We start from the raw sequence: 20,442 nt of genomic DNA, 5'->3' as shown, positions 1-20,442 counted from the left end.
TCGATTAAGGCCTTCGCTGTTCGCTCAGTACACGCGCGCTTTCGGCGGGATGTACTGCACGTCGTTGGTCATGGTGTAGTCGTGAACGGGGCGGTACTCGATCTTGACCTTGCCGGAATCGTCCAGCCAGGCCAGCGTGTGCTTCATCCAGTTCTTGTCGTCGCGCGCGGAAAAGTCTTCGCGCGCATGCGCGCCGCGGCTCTCGGTGCGGTTGGCGGCGGAGTCCATCGTCACCACGGCCTGCGAGATCAAATTGTCGAACTCGAGCGTCTCGATCAGGTCGGAATTCCACACCAGCGAACGGTCGGACACAGCGATGTCGGTGATCCCGCTGTGGACCTTCTCGATCAGATTCTGGCCTTCGGTCAGGATATCGCCGGTGCGGAACACCGCGCAGTTGTTCTGCATCACGTGCTGCATGCCTTCACGCAGCTTTGCGGTCGGCGTGCCACCGGAGGCGTAGCGGTAATGGTCGAGGCGGCCGAGCGCGAGGTCGGACGAATTCGCCGGCAGCTCCGGCTGGCTGGCGTTGGGCGTAAGCTTCTCGGCAAGGCGTAGCGCAGCCGCGCGGCCGAACACGACGAGGTCGATCAGCGAGTTGGAGCCGAGGCGGTTGGCGCCGTGCACGGAGACGCAGGCTGCTTCGCCGATCGCCATCAGGCCGGGGATGATGGCGTTGTCGTCGCCGTCCTTCTTGGTCAGGACTTCGCCGTGATAATTCGTCGGGATGCCACCCATGTTGTAGTGCACGGTCGGCACGATCGGGATCGGCTCGCGCGTCACGTCGACATTGGCGAAGATCTTGGCGGATTCGGAGATGCCCGGCAGCCGCTCGGCCAGCACCGCGGGATCGAGATGGTCGAGATGCAGGAAGATATGGTCCTTCTTCTTGCCGACGCCGCGCCCTTCGCGGATCTCGATGGTCATCGCGCGCGAGACCACGTCGCGTGAGGCGAGGTCCTTCGCCGACGGCGCATAACGCTCCATGAAGCGTTCGCCCTCGGAGTTGACGAGATAGCCGCCTTCGCCGCGCGCACCTTCGGTGACGAGGCAGCCCGAGCCGTAGATGCCGGTCGGGTGGAACTGCACGAACTCCATGTCCTGCATCGGCAGGCCGGCGCGCAGCACCATGCCGCCGCCGTCACCGGTGCAAGTGTGCGCCGAGGTGCAGGAGGCATAGGCGCGGCCGTAGCCGCCGGTCGCGAGAATCACAGTCTGGGCACGGAAACGATGCAGCGTGCCGTCATCGAGCTTGAGCGCGACGACGCCGCGGCAGGTGCCCTGGTCGTCCATGATCAAATCGATGGCGAAGAACTCGATGAAGAACTCGGCCGCGTGTCGCAGCGACTGGCCGTACATCGTGTGCAGCATGGCGTGGCCGGTGCGGTCGGCAGCGGCGCAGGTGCGCTGCGCCTGGCCCTTGCCGTAGTCCAGCGTCATGCCGCCGAACGGGCGCTGGTAGATCTTGCCGTCCTCGGTGCGCGAGAACGGCACGCCCCAATGCTCGAGCTCGTAGACCGCTTCGGGCGCGTTGCGCACCATGTATTCGATCGCGTCCTGGTCGCCGAGCCAGTCCGACCCCTTCACGGTGTCGTACATGTGCCAGCGCCAATCGTCCTTGTGCATATTGCCGAGCGAGGCCGAGATGCCGCCCTGCGCCGCGACGGTGTGCGAGCGGGTCGGAAACACTTTTGTGATACAGGCCGTGCGGAGGCCCGCTTCGCTGCAGCCGACCACGGCGCGCAGGCCCGCGCCGCCGGCACCGACCACGACGACATCATAGGTGTGGTCTTCGATCGGATAGGCTTTTCCGTTGGTGGCGGGTGCGCCGTTGCCCTTGCCATTCGCTGCTGTGGCCATGGCTTACACTCCGGATGAAAGCTTCAGGATCGCGTAGGCCGAGGCGAGCGCTACGGCGACCGAGAAGAAATTGTTGAGCATGATCGAGACGAGCTTCAGCTTCTCGTTATGGACGTAGTCCTCGATCACGACCTGCATGCCGATCTTCATGTGCCAGGTGCTGGCAGCGATGAAGAGCAGAAGGATCAAGGCGACAGGAGGCGAGCTGAGAATCTGCCCGGCGCCGGCATGGTTGCTGCGGAGAAGCATCATGACGATGACCAGCGCCGGGATCATCAGCAGCGTCATGGCGACGGCGGTGATGCGCTGGCGCCAGAAGTCGGACGTGCCGGAATGGGCGGCGCCGAGATTGCGGACGCGGCCGAGCGGGGTGCGCATGCTGCGCTTTGGCGTATCGGGTGCGCTCATCGTCCACCTCCGATCGCGAAGGCGATGATCCAGATCAGCACCGTCAGCACGATGCCGCCGATCAGCGCGCCCCAGGTCAGGGCCTCGCGCTCATTGGCCTTGAAGCCATAGCCAAGGTCCCACACGAAGTGCCGGATGCCGCTGAGCATATGGTGCATCAGCGCCCAGGTGTAGCCGAACACGATCAGGCGTCCGATGATGCTGCCGGTGAAGGCCTGGACGTTGGCGTAGGCGGCAGGTCCCGAGGCCGCCGCGACCAGCCACCAGACCAGCAGCAGGGTTCCGACATAAAGGGCGATCCCGGTGGCGCGGTGGACGATGGACAGCGCCATCGTCAGCGTCCAGCGGTAGACTTGCATGTGTGGTGAAAGCGGTCGTTCGATCCGTGCGGTCATGGGCTTTGATGTTTATGGCGGCCCAGCAGAGGGCGCGCGGGGATCGCGAAAGGTCGGCTCTATTTACGGAGTCGATTTCACCTGCGCAATCTCCAAATCGTCATAAATCGAACCGGCGTTCAGCACTACGCCGTTGATGCAACAGGCCAATCAGAGGCTTGGTATACCAGAGCGATGGTGCACCGACCAAGGATAGAACAGTAATTCATCTTTTGTGGCGACGGCCGAGGCGCATTGAAATCACTATTGGAACGGCTCTAAGCCACCGACCGGCTGCCGCCGTTCGAACCAGTCAGTTCATGGCGCCCACGGCGGCGCGGTTGGCCGATGCGCCTTCTCCAATTTCCGCCTAGCGCACCGATTTTCCGTCAGGCGGCGGATATGCGCACCTTGCATTCCACCCCAGCCGGGAGGGGTGGCGTGTCGACCACGCAAATCGGATCGCCTACAGCTTGCTCCGCAGCTCATTCCGAACGAACGAATCGGAAAGGTTGCGGCCAGTTGTCGGGGCAGATCCGGGTGATTGCAGGTCTTGATATCAACGAGCTCGTCGAGCTCGCGCTACTGCTGATCGCAGTCGGGGCGCTGTCCGGATTTCTGGCCGGCGTATTCGGCATCGGTGGCGGCGCGATTCTCGTGCCGGTGTTTTACGAATGCTTCCGCATCGCCGGCGTGCCGCTCGAGGTGCGGATGCCGCTCTGCGTCGGCACCTCGCTCGCCGTGATCATCCCGACCTCGATCCGCTCGTTCCAGGCGCATTACAAACGCGGCGCTGTCGACATGTCGATTCTGCGCGTGTGGTGGCTGCCGATCCTGATCGGCGTCGTCGTCGGCAGCGTGGTCGCGCGCTACGCGCCGGAGCGGCTGTTCAAGATCGTCTTCGTCTGCGTCGCCTATTCCGCCGCCGTGCGACTGATCTTCGCGCGCGAGAGCTGGAAGCTCGGCGACGATCTGCCGAAGGGGCCGCTGATGCGCGTCTACGGCTTCTGTGTCGGCATCCTGTCGACGCTGATGGGCATCGGTGGCGGCCTGTTCTCGAACCTGCTGATGACGTTTTACGGCCGGCCGATCCACCAGGCGGTCGCGACCTCATCAGCGCTCGCCGTGCTGATCTCGATCCCGGGTGCGCTCGGCTACGTCTATGCAGGTTGGCCCGCGGCCGCGACCTATCCCGGCGTCGCCGCGCTGCAGGTCCCGTTCGCGCTTGGCTATGTCTCGCTGATCGGCGCCGTGCTGGTGATGCCGATGAGCCTTGTCACTGCACCGCTCGGAGTGAGGGCGGCGCACGCGATGTCGAAGCGCACGCTGGAGATGGCGTTCGGCTGCTATCTCTTCATCGTCGGCAGCCGCTTCGTGATGAGCCTGCTAGGCGGGCAGTAAGCGCCACAAACTCCGTCATTGCGCGCGCAGCGAAGCAATCCAGAATCTTTCCGCGGTCGCAGTCTGGATTGCTTCGTCGCAAGGGCTCCTCGCAATGACGGTGATGAGAGTGCTCGCAATGCTAACTCCATCGTCGTCCTGGACAAGCTCGCGTAGCGAGCGCCGATCCAGGACCCATTGCCCCAGGGAGTGGTTTTGCGATGACTCGTGGTCACCAGCTTCGCGCCAAACTTCTCCCTGGGGCAATGGGTCCTGGCTTTCGCCAGGACGACTGCGAGGATGTGGCGCGGTCGTGCGGCTAAGTCGCCGCTATTTCTTCGCGAAAATATCCTTGTACGTATCCCGCAGCACGTTCTTCTGCACCTTGCCCATGGTGTTGCGGGGCAGCTCGTCGACGACGAAGACCCGCTTGGGCATCTTGAATTTGGCCAGCCGCCCGTCGAGTGCCTTGAGCACCGCGGCTTCAGTCACATCGGTGCCCTTGCTGCAGACCAGCACCGCGGTGACGCCTTCGCCGAAATCGGCATGCGGCACGCCGATCACGGCGGATTCGACCACGCCGGGCATGGCGTCGATCTCGCTCTCGATCTCCTTCGGATAGACGTTGAAGCCGCCGGAGATCACGAGATCCTTGCCGCGGCCGAGAATGTGGATGTAGCCCTTGCCGTCGATCTTGCCGAGATCGCCGGTGATGAAGAAGCCGTCGGAGCGGAATTCCGCCTTGGTCTTCTCCGGCATGCGCCAATAGCCTTTGAACACGTTCGGGCCCTTGACCTCGATCATGCCGATCTCGTCGCGCGGCAATTCCTTGCCCGTCTCCGGATCGGTCACGCGCACGGAAACGCCGGGCAGGGGAAAGCCGACTGCGCCGGGGACGCGCTCGCCGTCATACGGGTTCGACGTGTTCATGTTGGTCTCGGTCATGCCGTAGCGCTCGAGCACCGCGTGGCCCGTGCGCGCCGACCATTCGCGATGGGTTTCGGCCAGCAGCGGTGCCGAGCCCGAGATGAAGAGGCGCATATGCTTCGTGGTCTCGCGCGACAGCGCGGGATTTTGCAGCAAGCGCGTGTAGAACGTCGGAACGCCCATCAGCACCGTGGCGCGCGCCATCAGCTTGATGATGAGATCTGAATCGAGCTTCGGCAGGAAGATCATCGACGCGCGCGAAAACAGCGTCACGTTGGTCGCCACGAACAGGCCATGGGTATGATAGATCGGCAGCGCGTGGATCAGCACGTCCTTGTCGGTGAAGCGCCAGTAGCCGACTAGGCTCAGCGAGTTCGACGCCAGATTGTCGTGGGTGAGCATCGCGCCCTTGGAGCGGCCGGTGGTGCCGGACGTGTAGAGGATCGCGGCGAGATCGTCGTTCGCCCGCGAGACGGTCGCGAATTCGCTGCTCGCCTTCTCGGCGGCTTCGGTCAGCGAGCCCTTGCCGTCAGGCCCGAGCGTCTCGACCTTGGCCTTCACCTTGGCGGCGATGGCGGTGAGGCCCTCCGCCTTGGAGGGATCGCAGACCACCAGCGACGGCTCGGCGTCGCCGATGAAGTAGTCGAGCTCGTTCAGCGTATAGGCGGTGTTGAGCGGCAGATAGACCGCGCCGGCCCGCACCGTGGCGAGATACAGCACGATATTCGCGACCGATTTCTCGACCTGCACGGCGACGCGGTCGCCAGGCTTGACGCCGCGTGCGACCAGCACATTCGCCATTTGCCCGGCCCGCGCGATCAGATCGCCATAGCTGATATGCGCGCCGTCATGGGTCTCGATCGCGAGGCGCGCAGGGCTGTCCAGGCCGTCGAACAGGCGGGAAAACAAATTGGCGTTGGCAGCTTGGTTCATGCAAGATTTCCTCGACCGCTCAGCCGGTCAAAACCGAGGGCTGGATTAGCAAAAACCGCCCCGCAGAAGCAACGGAGACAGTTGGCATGACCAAAAATGGGAAACGCGTGGCCTGGGTCACGGGCGGCGGCAGCGGGATCGGGGAGGCCGGTGCTGAGGCGCTCGCAGCCGATGGCTGGACGGTGGTGGTCTCCGGCCGGCGCAAGGACGCTCTGGATACCGTGGCTGCGAAGATCGCCAAGGCCGGCGGGGCCGCCGAGGCGATCGCGCTGGACGTGGCGGTCGCCGCCGACGCCCAGAAGGCGGCCGATCAAATCGTCGCGAAGCACGGCCGGATCGACCTTCTGGTGAACAACGCCGGCATCAATGTCCCCAAGCGGAGCTGGAAGGACATGGAACTGGAGGGCTGGGACAAGCTCGTCCAGGTCAATCTCAACGGCGTGCTCTATTGCATGCGCGCGGTGCTGCCGACGATGCGCAAACAGCAGGACGGCTCGATCATCAACGTCTCGTCCTGGGCCGGCCGCCATGTCTCAAAGATGCCGGGCCCGGCCTATACCACCACCAAACATGCGGTGCTGGCGCTGACCCATTCCTTCAACATGGACGAATGCGTCAACGGTCTGCGCGCCTGCTGTCTCATGCCGGGCGAGGTGGCGACGCCGATCCTCAAGCTGCGCCCGGTGGTGCCGAGCGAGGAGGAGCAGGCCAAGATGCTGCAATCCGAGGATCTCGGCCGGACCATCGCCTTCATCGCCAGCATGCCGCCACGCGTCTGCATCAACGAACTACTGATCAGCCCGACGCATAATCGCGGATTCATTCAGACGCCGCACAACAGGGATTGAGTCTTAGCACGCGCGACAATCTCAACTCGTCGTCCCGGCGAAGGCCGGGACCCATAACCACAGGAAGTAGTTTGGCGAAGACTCGTGGTTACCTGTCTCGCGCTACGACTGCTTTTCGGGAGTATGGGTCCCGGCCTTCGCCGGGACGACAGTGGAGCGTGAGGCGCGCTCGCGCACCCCACGCAGCATCCCGCGTATAGTTTCACGCATCACAATAAGTTATTCCCCGAAACCGCTTCGCAAACCGTCCCGTAGTTCGGACCAACGACGCGTGACTGCTTCACGTCAAACTGTCGCAGGCGCCGTTGTTGCCCAACGCAAACGCCGGCAATCGCCGGTCACAATTCAATCGGGAGTTTCTCCATGTCGAAGCGCATTGCCTATCTCACCGCCGCAGCCTTCAGCGCGCTGGCCATCACCGCGACCGTCGTCGCGCCCGCCCGCGCCGAGGAAAAGACCGTCATGGTTGGCGGCGCCGCGATGTTCCCGTCGAAGAACATCGTCCAGAACGCGGTCAACTCGAAGGATCACACCACGCTGGTGGCAGCGGTGAAGGCGGCCGGCCTCGTCCCGACGCTGGAAGGCAAGGGCCCGTTCACGGTGTTCGCGCCGACCAACGCCGCCTTCGGCAAGCTGCCGGCCGGCACCGTTGACACCCTGGTCAAGCCTGAGAATAAGGCGACCCTGACCAAGATCCTCACCTACCATGTGGTGGCCGGCAAGCTCGAGGCCTCCGACCTCACCGACGGCAAGAAGCTGAAGACCGTCGAGGGCGAGGAGCTCACCGTCAAGAAGCAGGACGGCAAGGTCTGGATCGTCGATGCCAAGGGCGGCACCTCGATGGTGACGATCTCCAACGTCAACCAGTCGAACGGCGTGATCCATGTGGTCGATACCGTGCTGATGCCGGCGACGTAACACCGCGGAACCCTGTTTAGTCCCCCTGAGCAGGGAAGAACGGCAAGGCGAGTCGGGGGTACCCCCGGCTCGCTTTATTGTGAGAAGCTGCGCGCCAGATTCGCGAAAGCGCTGATGTAACGAACGCCGAGCCGCTGGCGTATAATGGTCAACGCGATCTCACAGGACGGAACCACCATGTCGAGCCTCACCGTATCCGACCAGCAGGTCAGGGCCACCCCGGGCAAAGTGATCCAGCCGGTCTGGGTCCGGGTCATGCACTGGATCAACGCGGTCGCCATGGTCCTGATGATCCTGTCGGGCTGGCAGATCTACAACGCCTCGCCGCTGTTCGGCTTCAGTTTTCCGCGCGAGTACACGCTTGGCGGTTGGCTCGGCGGCGGCCTGCTCTGGCATTTCGCGGCGATGTGGCTGCTGATGGTTAATGGCCTCGCCTATCTCATTACCGGTTTTGCCACCGGCCGCTTCGCTAAGAAGCTGCTGCCGATCACGCCGGCGGGCGTGATCCACGACGTCAAGGCGGCGCTGACCTTCAAGCTCAGCCATGACGACCTCAGCGTCTACAATTCTGTGCAGCGCGTGCTCTATGCCGGCATCATCGTGGTTGGCGTGTTGATCGTGCTGTCGGGCTTGTCGATGTGGAAGCCCGTGCAGCTGCATTGGCTGGTGACGCTGTTCGGCGACTATCCGACCGCGCGCTACGTCCATTTCTTCTGCATGGCCGCGATCTGCGCCTTCCTTGTCATTCACGTTCTGCTCGCGCTGCTGGTGCCGAAGAGCCTGCGTGCGATGATCATTGGCCGCTGAGAGGGAGGAAGTCATGACGAAACGTTCATTCCTGATCCCCGGCGTCGACAAGCGGCTGCTGATCAAGGATTCCATCAAGACGATGCCGGACGTCACCCGCCGCCGCTTCATCGCGGGCGGCGCCAGCCTCGGCGCGCTGACGCTGTTGACCGGCTGCGACGTGGTCGACTCGTCGTCAGCCGATGCGCTGTTGGCAAAAATCTCGAAGTTCAACGATGCGGTGCAGTCCTTCATCTTCAATCCCGACGCGCTGGCGCCGACTTTCCCCGAGAGCGCGATTACAAAACCGTTCCCGTTCAACGCCTATTACGATCTCGACGACGCGCCCGAGGTCGATGGCGAAGCCTGGAAGCTCGAGGTGCGCGGCCTCGTCGACAACAAGAAGTCGTGGACGCTTCCGGAGCTGTACAAGCTGCCGCAGTTCACGCAAATCACCCGACACATCTGCGTCGAAGGCTGGAGCGCGATCGGCAGCTGGACCGGCACGCCCTTGCGCGATTTCCTCAAGCTGATCGGCGCCGACACCCGCGCGAAATATGTCTGGTTCCAGTGCGCCGACAAGGACGGCTACAACTCACCGCTCGACATGCGCACCGCGCTGCATCCGCAGACCCAGATGACGTTCAAATACGCCAACGACATCCTGCCCCGCACCTACGGCTTCCCGATGAAGATCCGCGTGCCGACCAAGCTCGGCTTCAAGAACCCGAAATACGTGATGTCGATGGAAGTCACCAACGACTACAAGGGCGGCTATTGGGAAGACCAGGGGTATAATTCGTTTAGCGGGAGTTGAGCTCCGAACTTGTAGGGTGGGCAAAGCGAAGCGTGCCCACCAATTCGGCATCGCGTTGATGAACGATGGTGGGCACGGCGCTACGCGCCTTTGCCCACCCTACGACACTGAGCCCTTCGGCCCCACCTTCCGTTGAAGCAACGATAGCACCGCTCCCAACGCCAGCAACGCAGCCGACACATTCAGCGCATAGGACAAACTCCCCAGCGCGTCCGTGATCGCGCCGACCACGATCGGTCCCAACGTCTGCCCGACGCCGAACGAGACCGTCATCGCGGCGATCGCGGTCGGCCATTCCTCATGCGGATAGTTGAAGCGGACGAAGGCGGTGGTTGAATTGACGACCGCGAAGAAGGCGACACCGAACACCACCGCGGAGACCGCAAGCCACGCCGTCGAATGTCCGAGCATCGGCAGGCCGGCGCCGATCGCGTTGGTGCCGAGGATGATGGCGGTCGCCAGGCCACCGCGATCGAGCGCGAGCACGCGGCGCCAGACCCAAGGCGTGACGAAGGCGCTGGCGCCGATCAGGCCCCAGAACGCAGCCTGTGCCGTCGCATCGCCGCCGCCGTCGCGTACATAAGCGATCATGAAGGTCATGTAGGCGATGTAGCCCGCGCCAAACAGGAAATAGGCGGCGAGATAGATCAGCACCGGCGGAAGCGCGAAGGCGGCGTGGCTGGCTTCCGCGAAGCGCGCACTGCTCTCGATGCGGATCACGAACAGCGGCACGGTCATTGCGGCCGAGAGCAGCGTCAGCGCCCACCACACGATCCACCACGAGCCCGGCCCGAACCATTGCAGCGTGAAGGGCGCAATCAGCCCGGAGGCGAGGATGCCGACGCCGGGGCCGGCATAGAACAGGCTGAGCAGGAAATTGGCCCGCTCGGGATGCGACTGCGCGATGTTGGCAGCCAGCGCGCCGCCGGCGACGAAGCCGGCCGCAGCGCCGATGCCCAGCACCAGCCGCGCCAGGCTCAGCGCGGCAAAATTCCCGGTCAGCGCGCAAGTGGCGAGCGCGGCGAGGCAGGCCAGGGTTCCGCCGCGGATGGCCGCCGACCAGCCGACGCGCCGGATCAGCCGGGACGCAGCAAGCGCGCCCACGAGGTAGCCGACGGCGTTGATGGTGTTCATGAAACCGGCCGCCGAGTAGGACCAGCCGAGGCTCTCCCGCATGTCCGGCAGCACCAGCGCATAGGCAAAGCGGCCGATGCCGAGCCCGACCGTCGCCGCCAGCGACAGGATCAGGATCAGTCGCGCGGGGTGCGCGTCAGAGAGGGGACGGCGGTCTTGAGCGGCGTGCAAGGGGTACTCCGGCGTGCGCAGTGTGGCAGGCCCCGCTCCCCTTGCACAGCCGCGCCCCGGCAATGGTGTCTTGCCAAGCGCGCAACGCCGCTCTAGCACTCCCGCCGAATTCGATCTCGGAGGAAACGACCATGGCGACCCACAAACTGCTGCTGCTCCCCGGTGACGGTATCGGCCCCGAGGTGATGGGCGAGGTGAAGCGGCTGATCGACTGGCTCAATACGGCCGGAATCGCCAAGTTCGAGACCGACACCGGGCTCGTCGGCGGATCTGCCTATGACGCCCACAAGGTGTCGATCTCCGAGGGCGACATGGCCAAGGCGCTTGCCGCCGACGCCATCATCTTCGGCGCGGTCGGCGGCCCGAAGTGGGATGCGGTGCCCTACGAGGTGCGCCCCGAAGCAGGTCTGCTGCGCCTGCGCAAAGATCTTGCTTTGTTCGCCAATCTCCGTCCGGCCGTGTGCTATCCGGCGCTGGCCGATGCCTCCAGCCTGAAGCGCGAGGCCGTCGAAGGCCTCGACATCGTCATCGTGCGTGAGCTCACCGGCGGCGTCTATTTCGGCGAGCCCAAGACCATCACCGATCTCGGCAACGGCCAGAAGCGCGCCATCGATACCCAAGTCTACGACACCTATGAGATCGAGCGCATCGGCCGCGTCGCCTTCGAGCTTGCCCGGAAGCGCAAGAACAAGGTGACGTCGATGGAGAAGCGCAATGTCATGAAGTCGGGCGTGCTCTGGAACGAGGTCATGACCCAGATCCACAAGCGCGAATACCCGGACGTGACGCTCGAGCATCAGCTCGCCGATTCCGGCGGCATGATGCTGGTGAAGGCGCCGAAGCAGTTCGACGTCATCGTCACCGACAATCTGTTCGGCGACATGCTGTCCGACATCGCGGCGATGCTCACGGGTTCGCTCGGCATGCTGCCCTCGGCCTCGCTCGGCGAAGTCGACGTCAAGAGCAAGAAGCGCAAGGCGCTGTACGAGCCCGTGCACGGCTCGGCGCCTGATATCGCCGGCCAGGGCCTCGCCAATCCGATCGCGATGATCTCGTCGTTCGGCATGGCGCTGCGCTATTCCTTCGACATGGGCGCGCTCGCCGACAAGGTCGATGCTGCGATCGCCGCTGTGCTCGCGAGCGGCCTGCGCACCGCCGACATCAAGTCGGAAGGCACCAAAGCTGCCTCGACCACGCAGATGGGCGAAGCGATCTTGAAGGAATTGCAGAAGCTGCACGCGTAAGGCTTGCACCGCAATCGTAGGGTGGGCAAAGCGAAGCGTGCCCACCACTTCCAAGCTATTGGATAGAGATGGTGGGCACCGCGCGTTGCGCCTTTGCCCACCCTACGGCACCTGCTCTCGGAGCTACATCATGGATAAACCCCGCCCCAAACTCGCGGAAACAATCATTCATGAAACGGCGCGCCTGCGCGAGGCGCAGATCGGGCGGCGTTGCGAAATCCTGTCCAACACGCGGATCGAATATTCCGCGCTGGGCGACTACTCCTATCTCGGCGAGAATTGCGAGGTCGCCGACGCGGGAATCGGGAAGTTCACGGCCATCGCCAACTCGGTGCGGATCGGCGCGCCGAACCATCCGATGGGCCGGCCGTCGCAGCACCGCTTCACCTATTGTCCCGAATACTACGACGCGACAGCGACGCGCGATCGCGACTTCTTTGCGGATCGCCGCGGTGATCGGGTGATCGTCGGCAACGATGTCTGGATCGGACACGCTGCGATCCTGCTGCCGGGCGTGACGGTTGGCGACGGCGCGGTGATCGCCGCTGGCGCGGTCGTCAGCCGCAGCGTTGAGCCCTACACGATTGTCGGCGGCGTTCCCGCGCGTGCCATCCGCAAGCGCTTTGACGATTCGGTCGCGGCAAGCCTGCGCCGCATTGCCTGGTGGGATTGGCCAGACGAGCTGATCTTCGATCGCCTCGGCGATTTCCGCTCCGAGGCGATCGAGGAATTTTGCAGGCGTTATGACCCGGCGGCCAACGCGTAGAACAGGAATCGTAGGGTGGGCAAAGCGCAAGCGTGCCCACGCATTTTTCGCGATCGAGAGAGATCGTGGGCACGGCGCAAGGGCGCCTTTGCCCACCCTACGGCGCCAACAAAAATGGCCGGGCGCGAGCCCGGCCATTTTGATTCGATAGGTCGCGTCCGCCTCAGTACAGCGGGAAATTCTGCGGATAGCCGCCGAGGTCGGCCGGCGTGGGGAGCGGCTGGCGATCGATCGGGCGGTTGTTGTTCTCGCGGGCGAACGACGGATAGCCGACGGCCGGCGGGAACGCGTAGTCGGAGAACTTGCGGTCGCCCGGATTGACCTCGGTGCCGCCGTCGAGCCAGGAGCGCTTGCTCACATAGAGGCGGGTGCGGCCCTGCTGATAGACTGCGTTGGGACCGCTCGGTCCGTAATAGGTCCGGCCGCGATCGTCGGTGCGCGGCTTCTTGGTATCGGCCGAAGCCGGCGTCGCGAGACTCATGGCGATGACGGCGCCCGCCGCAAGCCAGGTCGCCAGATTAGTCGCGGAGAATTTCGAGCTCATCACGTCCCCTTCAGCGGCAAGCCGCCAATCGATTTCACGCCCATACTAGCCCGGCCGGGGTGGCTGCAACTAGGTCTATTGGGTCACACCACGTCGGAATAATGAGGGGTGCGGTCAAAAGTTGCATGCAAACCAGCCACTTGAGCTGGATGGCGATCTAGAGCGCCCCGCGCAATTGCGCGTTCGCGGCGCCCAGCAACCAGTCAGACGACCCCGCCGGGTCGCATGCGCGGCGCTTGAGCTCGGCATGGGCGAACAATTCTGCCAGCTTCGGGTCGTTGCCCGAGGCGAGCTGCGTCAGCCGGTTCAGCGTGCAGGCGATCGCCGCGCGCTGGGCGGGCAGCGTGTCGCCCTGGCAGGAGAAGCCGGAGATCTGGAGCGCGGGCTCCTCGTTGCGCTTGAGATAGCCGAGGCAGGCCTGGGTCCCCTTCGCGGTGACGCTGGGACGGAACAGCACGACGGGTCCGAATTTCGTGTCGATCAGGCCGGCCTGCTCAAGCAAGGCACCCGCGTCCAAGCCCATCCGGATGGCCAAATCCGCGGTCGCCGGGCGAGCCACATCGAATTCGGCGCCTTCCCGGTAGATTTCAAGCTCGGCGACAGGCTTGTCGGCCTCGCCGGTCCAGCGCATCACGTCCATGCGGCCGCCTTCGGGGTGCCTGAGGATGATGTAAGAGGCTGTTTTTTCTGATGAATCTGCTCGACCGACGGCGAAGGCCGGATGCGAATGGGAGGCCTCGCTCCAGCTGGGTTTCTGCGCGGGCTCATCGTCGCGGAGGTCCGGCAGCTGGCCGAGCGCCGCAAGGCCAAGGATGGCAAACAGCACCAACACACCCACATAGAGGAACAGGCGCGCCAGCGTGCCGACGACCTCGTCGGCGAAATTGGCGAGCGCAAGATGGATCTGGGCGGGGGTTGCGGCCGTGCTGGCCTCAGGCGACTGCATCCACGGCCTTCGGGCATGGTCCAACGTTGTCTTGAGGCCGGTTCTCGCATAGAAGCGCTGCTCTTCCTGTTTAAGCGTCAGCTTCAGGAACGAGCTTTTTCATCGGAGAGTGAACGATGGGTTACAAAGTCGCAGTCGTCGGCGCGACCGGCAATGTCGGACGGGAAATGCTCAACATTCTCGATGAGCGCAAATTTCCCGCGGACGAGGTCGTGGCATTGGCCTCACGCCGCAGCATGGGCGTCGAGGTCTCCTATGGCGACCGCACCCTGAAGTGTAAGGCGCTCGAACACTTTGATTTCTCCGATGTCGACATCTGCCTGATGTCGGCAGGCGGCGACGTGTCGAGGGAATGGTCGCCGAAGATCGGCGCCGCCGGCACGGTCGTGATCGACAATTCGTCGGCCTGGCGCATGGATCCGGATGTGCCGCTGATCGTGCCGGAAGTGAATGCGGATGCGGCGGCGGGCTTCAAGAAGAAGAACATCATCGCCAACCCGAACTGCTCGACCGCGCAGCTCGTGGTCGCGCTGAAGCCCTTGCATGACAAGGCGACCATCAAGCGCGTCGTGGTTTCGACCTATCAATCGGTGTCGGGCGCCGGCAAGGACGCGATGGACGAACTGTTCTCGCAGACCAAGGCCGTCTACACCAACCAGGAGCTGGTTAACAAGAAATTCCCCGCGCGCATCGCCTTCAACGTCATTCCCCAGATCGACGTCTTCATGGAGGACGGCTACACCAAGGAAGAGTGGAAGATGATGATGGAGACCAAGAAGATTCTTGATCCCAAGATCAAGCTCTCCGCGACCTGCGTGCGCGTGCCGGTGTTCGTCGGCCACTCCGAAGCCGTCAACATCGAGTTCGAGAATCCAATCACCGTCGACGAAGCGCGTGACATCCTGCGTAAGGCGCCCGGCTGTCTCGTCATCGACAAGCACGAGCCCGGCGGCTACGCCACGCCGTATGAAGCAGCCGGCGAGGACGCCACCTATATCAGCCGCATTCGCGAGGATGCGACCGTGGAGAACGGCCTGGTGCTGTGGTGCGTGTCCGACAATCTGCGCAAGGGTGCCGCACTCAACGCGATCCAGATCGCGGAAGTCCTGATCAACCGCAAGCTGATCAGCGCGAAGAAGAAGGCGGCGTAACTCCGCTGTCGTAGGGTGGGCAAAGCGAAGCGTGCCCACCACCTGCGTTTCAATTGAAGAAGACGGTGGGCACGGCGCGTTGCGCCTTTGCCCACCCTACGAATTCACGCCGCGTCGCGCACGCTCTTGAATTCCTTCGCGACCTTGTCCAGCACGAACAGCGATCCCTCCGCGACGCCGAAATAGGCGCCGTGGGTCTGCATCTGGCCTGAGTCCACGGCCTTCTGCACGAACGGGAACGTCATCAGGTTTTCCAGGCTGCGGAACACCGCGGCCTTCTCGATGCGCTCGACGAATTGCGCCATGGTCTCGCGCTCGCGCTGCTCGACCACTTCACCCGGCTTGATGAACATCTGCATCCATTTGCCGATGAAATCGCCGGGCGTGAGCGGCTCGATCTTGTCGACAAAGGCGCGGATGCCGCCGCATTGCGCGTGGCCGAGCACGACGATGTGCTTCACCTTCAGCACCGTCACGGCATATTCCAGCGCGGCCGAGACGCCATGCGCGTTGCCGTCGGGCTGATAAACCGGCACCAGATTGGCGATGTTGCGGACAACGAACAACTCGCCCGGCCCGACATCGAAGATCACTTCGGGCGAGACGCGGCTGTCGCAGCAGCCGATCACCATCACTTCCGGGAACTGCCCCTTCACCGACAGCTCGCGATAGCGGCTCTGCTCGGTCGGCAGCCGCTGGGTGGCGAAGGCCTTGTAGCCTTCCAGCAAGTGCTCAGGGAATGTGATCATGGCCTATGCCTAACCATAGACCAGAGGGACGAACAAGCCTTTCGAATAGGCAAGCCAGATGCTATCGGCTTCGGTCAGAATAGAGACGAGGAAACCGGAAGGAACGCTTGCATGACCCGCCCGCGCCGCAGCCACCTGTTCATGCCCGGCTCCAACCCCCGTGCGCTGGAAAAAGCGCGCAACCTGGCCGCTGACGGCCTGATCCTGGATCTGGAAGATTCCGTCGCCCCCGATGCGAAGGCGGTCGCGCGCGACCAGATCGCCGCCGCGATCGCGGCCAAGGGGTTTGGCAAGCGGGAGATCTTGATCCGGACCAACGGTCTCGACGCGCCCTGGTGGGCCGATGACGTCGCGATGGCCGCCAAGGCCTCGCCGGATGGCATCCTGGTTCCAAAAGTCTCAAGCATTGAGGACCTCCAGACGATCGGGCGTCACCTCGCCGATCTCGGCGCCGCGCCGACCGTAAAGGTCTGGGCCATGATCGAGACCGCGCGCGCTGTGCTGCATGCCGAGGAGCTGGCCGAGGCCGGTCGTGATCCCAAGACGCGACTGTCAGGCTTCGTGTTCGGCCCGAATGACATCTCGCGCGAAACGCGGATCAAGATGCTGCCCGGTCGCGCCGCGATGATCCCGATGATCACCCACTGCATCCTGGCGACGCGCGCCCACGGCCTCGAAATCCTCGACGGCCCCTACAGCGACATCAACAATCCGGACGGTTTTGCCACCGAATGCGCGCAAGGCCGCGACCTCGGCTTTGACGGCAAGACCCTGATCCACCCCTCGCAGATCGAGGCCTGCAACGCGATCTTCACGCCGCCGGAAGAGGAAGTCGCCCGCGCCCGAAAGATCATTGCAGCGTTCGAATTGCCGGAGAACGTCTCGCGCGGCGCGATCCGGCTCGACGGCGCAATGGTGGAGCGGCTGCACGCCGACATGGCAAAGCGCACGATCGAGATTGCGGATGCGATTGCGGCGATGGGGAAGGGCTGAGGCGCGGCCAACTGAGGAGGCTGATCGTATTGCTATGCGCACCATAGAGCTCGACGCTTCCAATTGGAGAACGCCTCCTGATTTTGTGTCAGCGCTCAAGGCGGCGTTGGGAGCGCCGGAATGGCATGGTTCAAACGTGGTTGCTTTCGTGGACTCCATGGTCGCAGGCGGCATTAACGCGCTCAAGCCTCCCTACGTGATCAAGGTCGTGAATGCGACCAAACTGGCGCCTGAAGTGATAGATTTGATTCGCGCAGTTTCATCGGCGGTTGAGAGGACGCGTGTTCGTAGACTTGCGCGAACGGGTGAGGACGTTGCGGTCAGTCTTGCGATCGGAAATTAAGGCGCCGATGTATGCAGATAGTGCTCTACATGTCCGCGCTGGCTATGTGGATCCTGGTGGCATGTATCATTTGGTGCGCGGCAGGTCTCATGTTCCTGGCTCCGCGAACACGCTCTTCGGCATGGCCGATGTCGCTGGCGATGGCCTCAACATTTCCTTTTGTGTTTGCCTATCAAATTATGGCGTTGCCGGCCGTCATGGTGATGTTGCTGCTCGCCGCGGCTCTCAGTTGGTTTCTTGAGCCCAGCACCTCAACAACCCAAAATCCGGTCGTTATTGCAGTCACGATTCTCATCGCTCTTGGCGTGGTCATCGTCGTGCTCGTTGCGTCCGTTATCGGCTTTTTTGATGGTTGGCGCGCGGGCTGGAGGCTCGCCCGTGGCCGCGCGATCAGAGAGACGTTGTCGGACACGATCGCGAAGAAGTGCTTCGATCGCTTGAAGTCCCGCCGTACATAGAAGGCTCTGGACCTCAGCTCGGCGCGAGGTCGGCGCGATCGAGCTGCCCCATCTCGTTCATCTCGCGGCGCTGCTTTAGCCAGGCGGCCAAGGACTCGAAGCTTCATTGGGCGCGTGCGATTGGAGCCGAATTAGAGCGCAGTGGTGCAGATGTGCGTTGCGCTGGATCAAAATGCTCTCTTGTCCCGGACGCGGTGCGGCGCGAAGTGCCGCCCCGCAGAGCCGGGACCCATCTCGCCGCAATACTGGGCCCCGGCTCAGCATCGCACCGCTTCGCGCTGCGCTGCGTCCGGGGCAAGAGACCTAACCAAACCGCTCCGCCGCCCAAGCATACAGGCTGCCTGGGATCGGCTTCTCGCCGCCGCGCCCCTTGGGCGAGATGTGCAGGCCGATGATCTCGGGGTCGGTGACGAGGCCGAGATAGCTCGAGGGATCGAAGAAAAGTTTTGGCTCGGCATGCACGGCGTAGAACGACTGCTTCGGCAGGGCGTTCTGCAATTCGCCGGTGCGGCGGGCGAGTGCGGTCAGCGCCGCCGGCCCGAAGATCGCAACACGAATATCCGAGAGGCGGTTCGAACCGCCGCGCAGGCGGCGCATCGCAAAGGTGATGCGATGGCGCAGCGACAGCCAGTTTGGCGTCAGCTCTTCCTGCTCCATCAGATCTTCGAACGCGGTGACGATGCCGTGCTCGGGCGGCAGATAGATCACGGAGTTGCCGAGCTGACGCGGCCGCTCCCAGGCGAAGTAGGGTTTTGCCGGGTCGATCGTTGCGGGCTTGAGCAGCAGTACGTCGGCATCGAGCCAGAGACCGAGGCTCTTCGCCATCAGCTTCATGCGGAAGAAGTCGCTGAACTGAAGCGTGGTCCAGTCGCGCCAGCTGCCGTCCGGCTGCGGCGGCCGCAGCCGTTCGGAGAACGCATGCGGCAGGATCGCCTCGGCATCTGAGTTGCCGACGCCCGCGGGCAGGCCGGGAATCGTGTCGAAGCTGTAGACCGTGACCTTGTGGCCGGCCGCAAGCTGCGAGCGCAGACAGGTCTGGCGCAGTGCGTCCATCGGGCCATGCCAGAAGGTGACGATCTCGGGCAGCATCGGTGTCAGCTATAAGGGAAATCGAAGGCAAAGAAAAAGCCCCGGCGCCGATGACGCCGGGGCTTGAACGAAAAGTCGAGCTTAGGCCCAGGCGCGCTCGGTCTTGAGCTTCTCCTCATAGGTGTCGATCGAGGCCTTCTTCTCCATCGTCAGCCCGATGTCGTCGAGGCCGTTGACCAGGCAGTGCTTGCGGAACGGGTCGATCTCGAACTTGACCGTGCCGCCGTCGGGACCGCGGATCTCCTGGTTCGGCAGGTCGATCGTCAGCGTCGCGTTGGCGCCGCGCTCGGCGTCGTCGAACAGCTTGTCGAGGTCTTCCTGGGAGACGCGGATCGGCAGAATGCCATTCTTGAAGCAGTTGTTGTAGAAGATGTCGCCGAACGAGGTTGAGATCACGCAGCGGATGCCGAAATCGAGCAGCGCCCAGGGCGCGTGCTCGCGGCTCGAGCCGCAGCCGAAATTGTCGCCGGCGACCAGCACCTTCGTCTTGCGATAGGCCGGCTGGTTGAGCACGAAATCCGGATTCTCGCTGCCGTCGTCCTTGTAGCGCTGCTCGGAGAAGAGCCCCTTGCCAAGGCCGGTGCGCTTGATGGTCTTGAGGTACTGCTTCGGAATGATCATGTCGGTGTCGACATTGATGATCTTCAGCGGCGCCGCGACGCCTTCCAGCGTGGTGAACTTGTCCATGGTTGCGCTTCCCGAGGGTGGTTAGGGACCGCGTATTTATCGCGATCGGGGCCCGAATCCTAGGCCGAATTCGGCAGATCTAGTCTGCTTGCGCCTCAATCGCGGCCATATCGTCGTCCGAGAGGCCGAAATGGTGGCCGATCTCGTGGATCAGGACGTGGCGGACGATGTGGCCGAGGCTCTCGTCGTGCTCGGCCCAATAGTCCAGGATCGGCCGGCGGTAGAGCCAGACCATGTTGGGCAGCCGCGCCACATCGCCGAAGCTTTGCTGGGGCAGGCCGACGCCCTGGAACAGGCCGAGCAGGTCGAACTCGCTCTCGCATTCCATCTCGTCCAAAACCTCCTCGGTGGGGAAGTCGTCGACGCGGATGATCACGCCCTCACAGAGGCTGCGAAACTCCGCTGGCAGCCGCTCGAAGATGTCGTACGCCGTCACTTCCATCTCGGCTAGCGAGGGCGCTTTCAATTCCGTCCACATGGGCCCCTCTTAGCGCGGCTTTCCCGCTGATGCATCTGGCTTTATAAGCGCGGCGAGGTTGACGGGCGCCGCCAAAACGGGGAGCGTGGGCCTCGAACGGGACCTTTCAGGTGGGCGGTAAAATGCGAGCGAAAACAGCGCTGACGCTACTGTGCATGGGGTTGTTTTCGCAGTTTTGCGTCCCCGCGGAGGCCCAGACGGCTGGCACCGAAGTTCGTATAGCCCAGGCTGGCTCGCCCGATGCCCCGCCGCCGCGCAAGCGGCCCCAGACGCGCTTGCGCGTCACGCCCTATTACAGCCCGGACGGTGTCTATCCGCGCTACAACCCCGGCCCCGATGCGGTCCGCGAGTGCAACGCGACCTATGTGCAGGAATATAGGCCGAGCGGCACGGTGATCGTGCCGCGTATGAGCTGCTACTGGCGCCGCGGCTGACGCT

23 protein-coding genes are annotated in these 20,442 nt (G+C 63.5%); 12 read left to right on the top strand and 11 right to left on the bottom strand.

Annotated elements, in window-relative coordinates:
• Positions 1–24: 24 nt before the first annotated feature.
• The 3 genes from sdhA to sdhC are packed head-to-tail and all read right to left on the bottom strand — an operon-like array spanning position 25 to position 2,663.
• Positions 25–1,860, bottom strand: a complete 1,836-nt coding sequence (gene sdhA / locus UP06_RS18040) for a succinate dehydrogenase flavoprotein subunit (RefSeq protein WP_045004467.1) — start codon at positions 1,858–1,860, stop codon at positions 25–27.
• A gap of 3 nt (positions 1,861–1,863) precedes the next feature.
• Positions 1,864–2,268, bottom strand: a complete 405-nt coding sequence (gene sdhD, locus UP06_RS18035; protein ID WP_045004466.1) for a succinate dehydrogenase, hydrophobic membrane anchor protein — start codon at positions 2,266–2,268, stop codon at positions 1,864–1,866.
• On the bottom strand, positions 2,265–2,663 hold the full coding sequence (gene sdhC, locus UP06_RS18030; protein WP_045004464.1) for a succinate dehydrogenase, cytochrome b556 subunit: 399 nt from the start codon (positions 2,661–2,663) through the stop codon (positions 2,265–2,267). Before sdhC ends, sdhD begins: the two co-directional genes overlap by 4 nt.
• 519 nt (positions 2,664–3,182) lie before the next feature.
• On the opposite strand from sdhC, the gene UP06_RS18025 reads away from it, so the two are divergent.
• Positions 3,183–4,043 (top strand): sulfite exporter TauE/SafE family protein, encoded by an 861-nt coding sequence (locus tag UP06_RS18025; protein ID WP_045004989.1) that lies wholly within the window; start codon positions 3,183–3,185, stop codon positions 4,041–4,043.
• 309 nt (positions 4,044–4,352) lie between these two features.
• Here UP06_RS18025 and UP06_RS18015 read toward each other — a convergent pair whose 3' ends face one another.
• Positions 4,353–5,882 carry a malonate--CoA ligase gene (locus UP06_RS18015; protein WP_045004461.1) on the bottom strand — a complete coding sequence of 510 codons (1,530 nt, stop codon included), beginning with the start codon at positions 5,880–5,882 and terminating at the stop codon, positions 4,353–4,355.
• An 86-nt stretch (positions 5,883–5,968) separates the two neighbouring features.
• Here UP06_RS18015 and UP06_RS18010 point away from each other — a divergent pair, with 86 nt between their 5' ends.
• The 4 genes from UP06_RS18010 to UP06_RS17995 all read left to right on the top strand — a co-directional run bounded on the left by UP06_RS18010 (position 5,969) and on the right by UP06_RS17995 (position 9,251).
• On the top strand, positions 5,969–6,730 hold the full coding sequence (locus UP06_RS18010) for an SDR family oxidoreductase (RefSeq protein WP_045004459.1): 762 nt from the start codon (positions 5,969–5,971) through the stop codon (positions 6,728–6,730).
• Between the two features lie 363 nt (positions 6,731–7,093).
• On the top strand, positions 7,094–7,648 hold the full coding sequence (locus UP06_RS18005) for a fasciclin domain-containing protein (RefSeq protein WP_045004457.1): 555 nt from the start codon (positions 7,094–7,096) through the stop codon (positions 7,646–7,648).
• 177 nt (positions 7,649–7,825) lie between these two features.
• Positions 7,826–8,455, top strand: a complete 630-nt coding sequence (locus UP06_RS18000; RefSeq protein WP_045004988.1) for a cytochrome b/b6 domain-containing protein — start codon at positions 7,826–7,828, stop codon at positions 8,453–8,455.
• A 13-nt stretch (positions 8,456–8,468) separates the two neighbouring features.
• On the top strand, positions 8,469–9,251 hold the full coding sequence (locus UP06_RS17995; RefSeq protein WP_045004455.1) for a molybdopterin-binding protein: 783 nt from the start codon (positions 8,469–8,471) through the stop codon (positions 9,249–9,251).
• Between the two features lie 99 nt (positions 9,252–9,350).
• Here the strand turns inward: UP06_RS17995 and UP06_RS17990 are convergent, their stop codons facing one another.
• Positions 9,351–10,556: a YbfB/YjiJ family MFS transporter gene (locus UP06_RS17990; RefSeq protein WP_045004453.1), complete on the bottom strand. Its 1,206-nt coding sequence runs from the start codon at positions 10,554–10,556 to the stop codon at positions 9,351–9,353.
• A gap of 131 nt (positions 10,557–10,687) precedes the next feature.
• Between UP06_RS17990 and leuB the strand changes: the two genes are divergently transcribed.
• Complete coding sequence (gene leuB, locus UP06_RS17985) at positions 10,688–11,800, top strand: 3-isopropylmalate dehydrogenase (RefSeq protein WP_045004451.1); 1,113 nt, start codon at positions 10,688–10,690, stop codon at positions 11,798–11,800.
• 130 nt (positions 11,801–11,930) lie between these two features.
• Positions 11,931–12,566: a DapH/DapD/GlmU-related protein gene (locus UP06_RS17980; RefSeq protein ID WP_045004449.1), complete on the top strand. Its 636-nt coding sequence runs from the start codon at positions 11,931–11,933 to the stop codon at positions 12,564–12,566.
• Between the two features lie 163 nt (positions 12,567–12,729).
• Here UP06_RS17980 and UP06_RS17975 read toward each other — a convergent pair whose 3' ends face one another.
• Together UP06_RS17975 and UP06_RS17970 are read right to left on the bottom strand one after the other, a co-directional pair.
• Positions 12,730–13,110, bottom strand: a complete 381-nt coding sequence (locus tag UP06_RS17975; RefSeq protein ID WP_045004447.1) for a hypothetical protein — start codon at positions 13,108–13,110, stop codon at positions 12,730–12,732.
• A 157-nt stretch (positions 13,111–13,267) separates the two neighbouring features.
• Complete coding sequence (locus UP06_RS17970; protein WP_045004445.1) at positions 13,268–14,056, bottom strand: hypothetical protein; 789 nt, start codon at positions 14,054–14,056, stop codon at positions 13,268–13,270.
• Between the two features lie 116 nt (positions 14,057–14,172).
• Here UP06_RS17970 and UP06_RS17965 point away from each other — a divergent pair, with 116 nt between their 5' ends.
• On the top strand, positions 14,173–15,207 hold the full coding sequence (locus UP06_RS17965) for an aspartate-semialdehyde dehydrogenase (RefSeq protein ID WP_045004444.1): 1,035 nt from the start codon (positions 14,173–14,175) through the stop codon (positions 15,205–15,207).
• 104 nt (positions 15,208–15,311) lie between these two features.
• Here the strand turns inward: UP06_RS17965 and UP06_RS17960 are convergent, their stop codons facing one another.
• Positions 15,312–15,956: a carbonic anhydrase gene (locus UP06_RS17960; protein WP_045004443.1), complete on the bottom strand. Its 645-nt coding sequence runs from the start codon at positions 15,954–15,956 to the stop codon at positions 15,312–15,314.
• A gap of 111 nt (positions 15,957–16,067) precedes the next feature.
• Here UP06_RS17960 and UP06_RS17955 point away from each other — a divergent pair, with 111 nt between their 5' ends.
• The 3 genes from UP06_RS17955 to UP06_RS17945 are packed head-to-tail and all read left to right on the top strand — an operon-like array spanning position 16,068 to position 17,750.
• Positions 16,068–16,949, top strand: a complete 882-nt coding sequence (locus tag UP06_RS17955; protein ID WP_045004442.1) for an HpcH/HpaI aldolase/citrate lyase family protein — start codon at positions 16,068–16,070, stop codon at positions 16,947–16,949.
• A gap of 34 nt (positions 16,950–16,983) precedes the next feature.
• Positions 16,984–17,292, top strand: coding sequence for a barstar family protein (locus UP06_RS17950; protein ID WP_045004441.1), 309 nt, complete (start codon positions 16,984–16,986; stop codon positions 17,290–17,292).
• 11 nt (positions 17,293–17,303) lie between these two features.
• A complete protein-coding gene (locus tag UP06_RS17945) occupies positions 17,304–17,750 on the top strand; it encodes a hypothetical protein (protein WP_045004440.1) in 447 nt (148 codons plus the stop codon).
• A gap of 303 nt (positions 17,751–18,053) precedes the next feature.
• Here the strand turns inward: UP06_RS17945 and UP06_RS17940 are convergent, their stop codons facing one another.
• The 3 genes from UP06_RS17940 to UP06_RS17930 all read right to left on the bottom strand — a co-directional run bounded on the left by UP06_RS17940 (position 18,054) and on the right by UP06_RS17930 (position 20,004).
• Positions 18,054–18,839 (bottom strand): glycosyltransferase family 32 protein, encoded by a 786-nt coding sequence (locus tag UP06_RS17940; RefSeq protein ID WP_045004438.1) that lies wholly within the window; start codon positions 18,837–18,839, stop codon positions 18,054–18,056.
• 81 nt (positions 18,840–18,920) lie between these two features.
• Positions 18,921–19,526, bottom strand: coding sequence for a 3-isopropylmalate dehydratase small subunit (leuD, locus tag UP06_RS17935; protein WP_045004436.1), 606 nt, complete (start codon positions 19,524–19,526; stop codon positions 18,921–18,923).
• A 79-nt stretch (positions 19,527–19,605) separates the two neighbouring features.
• Positions 19,606–20,004, bottom strand: a complete 399-nt coding sequence (locus UP06_RS17930; RefSeq protein ID WP_045004434.1) for a metallopeptidase family protein — start codon at positions 20,002–20,004, stop codon at positions 19,606–19,608.
• A 155-nt stretch (positions 20,005–20,159) separates the two neighbouring features.
• On the opposite strand from UP06_RS17930, the gene UP06_RS17925 reads away from it, so the two are divergent.
• Positions 20,160–20,438 (top strand): hypothetical protein, encoded by a 279-nt coding sequence (locus tag UP06_RS17925; protein ID WP_045004433.1) that lies wholly within the window; start codon positions 20,160–20,162, stop codon positions 20,436–20,438.
• Positions 20,439–20,442: the final 4 nt, after the last annotated feature.

It is taken from the genome of Bradyrhizobium sp. LTSP857 (assembly GCF_000938285.1).
Taxonomy (GTDB): Bacteria; Pseudomonadota; Alphaproteobacteria; order Rhizobiales; family Xanthobacteraceae; genus Bradyrhizobium.
The sequence above is the reverse complement of the archived record's forward strand: the minus strand, read 5'-3'. Positions and strand labels throughout refer to the sequence as shown.

What these genes read in the sequence shown, in the direction of transcription:
- UP06_RS17955 (WP_045004442.1), top strand. Translation starts at nt 16,068, where the DNA reads ATGACCCGCCCGCGCCGCAGCCACCTGTTCATGCCCGGCTCCAACCCC.
- UP06_RS17945 (WP_045004440.1), top strand. Translation starts at nt 17,304, where the DNA reads ATGCAGATAGTGCTCTACATGTCCGCGCTGGCTATGTGGATCCTGGTG.
- UP06_RS18015 (WP_045004461.1), bottom strand. Translation starts at nt 5,882, where the DNA reads ATGAACCAAGCTGCCAACGCCAATTTGTTTTCCCGCCTGTTCGACGGC.
- UP06_RS18000 (WP_045004988.1), top strand. Translation starts at nt 7,826, where the DNA reads ATGTCGAGCCTCACCGTATCCGACCAGCAGGTCAGGGCCACCCCGGGC.
- UP06_RS17960 (WP_045004443.1), bottom strand. Translation starts at nt 15,956, where the DNA reads ATGATCACATTCCCTGAGCACTTGCTGGAAGGCTACAAGGCCTTCGCC.
- UP06_RS18010 (WP_045004459.1), top strand. Translation starts at nt 5,969, where the DNA reads ATGACCAAAAATGGGAAACGCGTGGCCTGGGTCACGGGCGGCGGCAGC.
- UP06_RS17980 (WP_045004449.1), top strand. Translation starts at nt 11,931, where the DNA reads ATGGATAAACCCCGCCCCAAACTCGCGGAAACAATCATTCATGAAACG.
- sdhD (WP_045004466.1), bottom strand. Translation starts at nt 2,268, where the DNA reads ATGAGCGCACCCGATACGCCAAAGCGCAGCATGCGCACCCCGCTCGGC.
- leuD (WP_045004436.1), bottom strand. Translation starts at nt 19,526, where the DNA reads ATGGACAAGTTCACCACGCTGGAAGGCGTCGCGGCGCCGCTGAAGATC.
- UP06_RS17950 (WP_045004441.1), top strand. Translation starts at nt 16,984, where the DNA reads ATGCGCACCATAGAGCTCGACGCTTCCAATTGGAGAACGCCTCCTGAT.
- UP06_RS17975 (WP_045004447.1), bottom strand. Translation starts at nt 13,110, where the DNA reads ATGAGCTCGAAATTCTCCGCGACTAATCTGGCGACCTGGCTTGCGGCG.
- UP06_RS17940 (WP_045004438.1), bottom strand. Translation starts at nt 18,839, where the DNA reads ATGCTGCCCGAGATCGTCACCTTCTGGCATGGCCCGATGGACGCACTG.
- UP06_RS17995 (WP_045004455.1), top strand. Translation starts at nt 8,469, where the DNA reads ATGACGAAACGTTCATTCCTGATCCCCGGCGTCGACAAGCGGCTGCTG.
- UP06_RS17970 (WP_045004445.1), bottom strand. Translation starts at nt 14,056, where the DNA reads ATGCAGTCGCCTGAGGCCAGCACGGCCGCAACCCCCGCCCAGATCCAT.
- sdhA (WP_045004467.1), bottom strand. Translation starts at nt 1,860, where the DNA reads ATGGCCACAGCAGCGAATGGCAAGGGCAACGGCGCACCCGCCACCAAC.
- UP06_RS17930 (WP_045004434.1), bottom strand. Translation starts at nt 20,004, where the DNA reads ATGTGGACGGAATTGAAAGCGCCCTCGCTAGCCGAGATGGAAGTGACG.
- UP06_RS17965 (WP_045004444.1), top strand. Translation starts at nt 14,173, where the DNA reads ATGGGTTACAAAGTCGCAGTCGTCGGCGCGACCGGCAATGTCGGACGG.
- leuB (WP_045004451.1), top strand. Translation starts at nt 10,688, where the DNA reads ATGGCGACCCACAAACTGCTGCTGCTCCCCGGTGACGGTATCGGCCCC.
- UP06_RS18005 (WP_045004457.1), top strand. Translation starts at nt 7,094, where the DNA reads ATGTCGAAGCGCATTGCCTATCTCACCGCCGCAGCCTTCAGCGCGCTG.
- UP06_RS17925 (WP_045004433.1), top strand. Translation starts at nt 20,160, where the DNA reads ATGGGGTTGTTTTCGCAGTTTTGCGTCCCCGCGGAGGCCCAGACGGCT.
- sdhC (WP_045004464.1), bottom strand. Translation starts at nt 2,663, where the DNA reads ATGACCGCACGGATCGAACGACCGCTTTCACCACACATGCAAGTCTAC.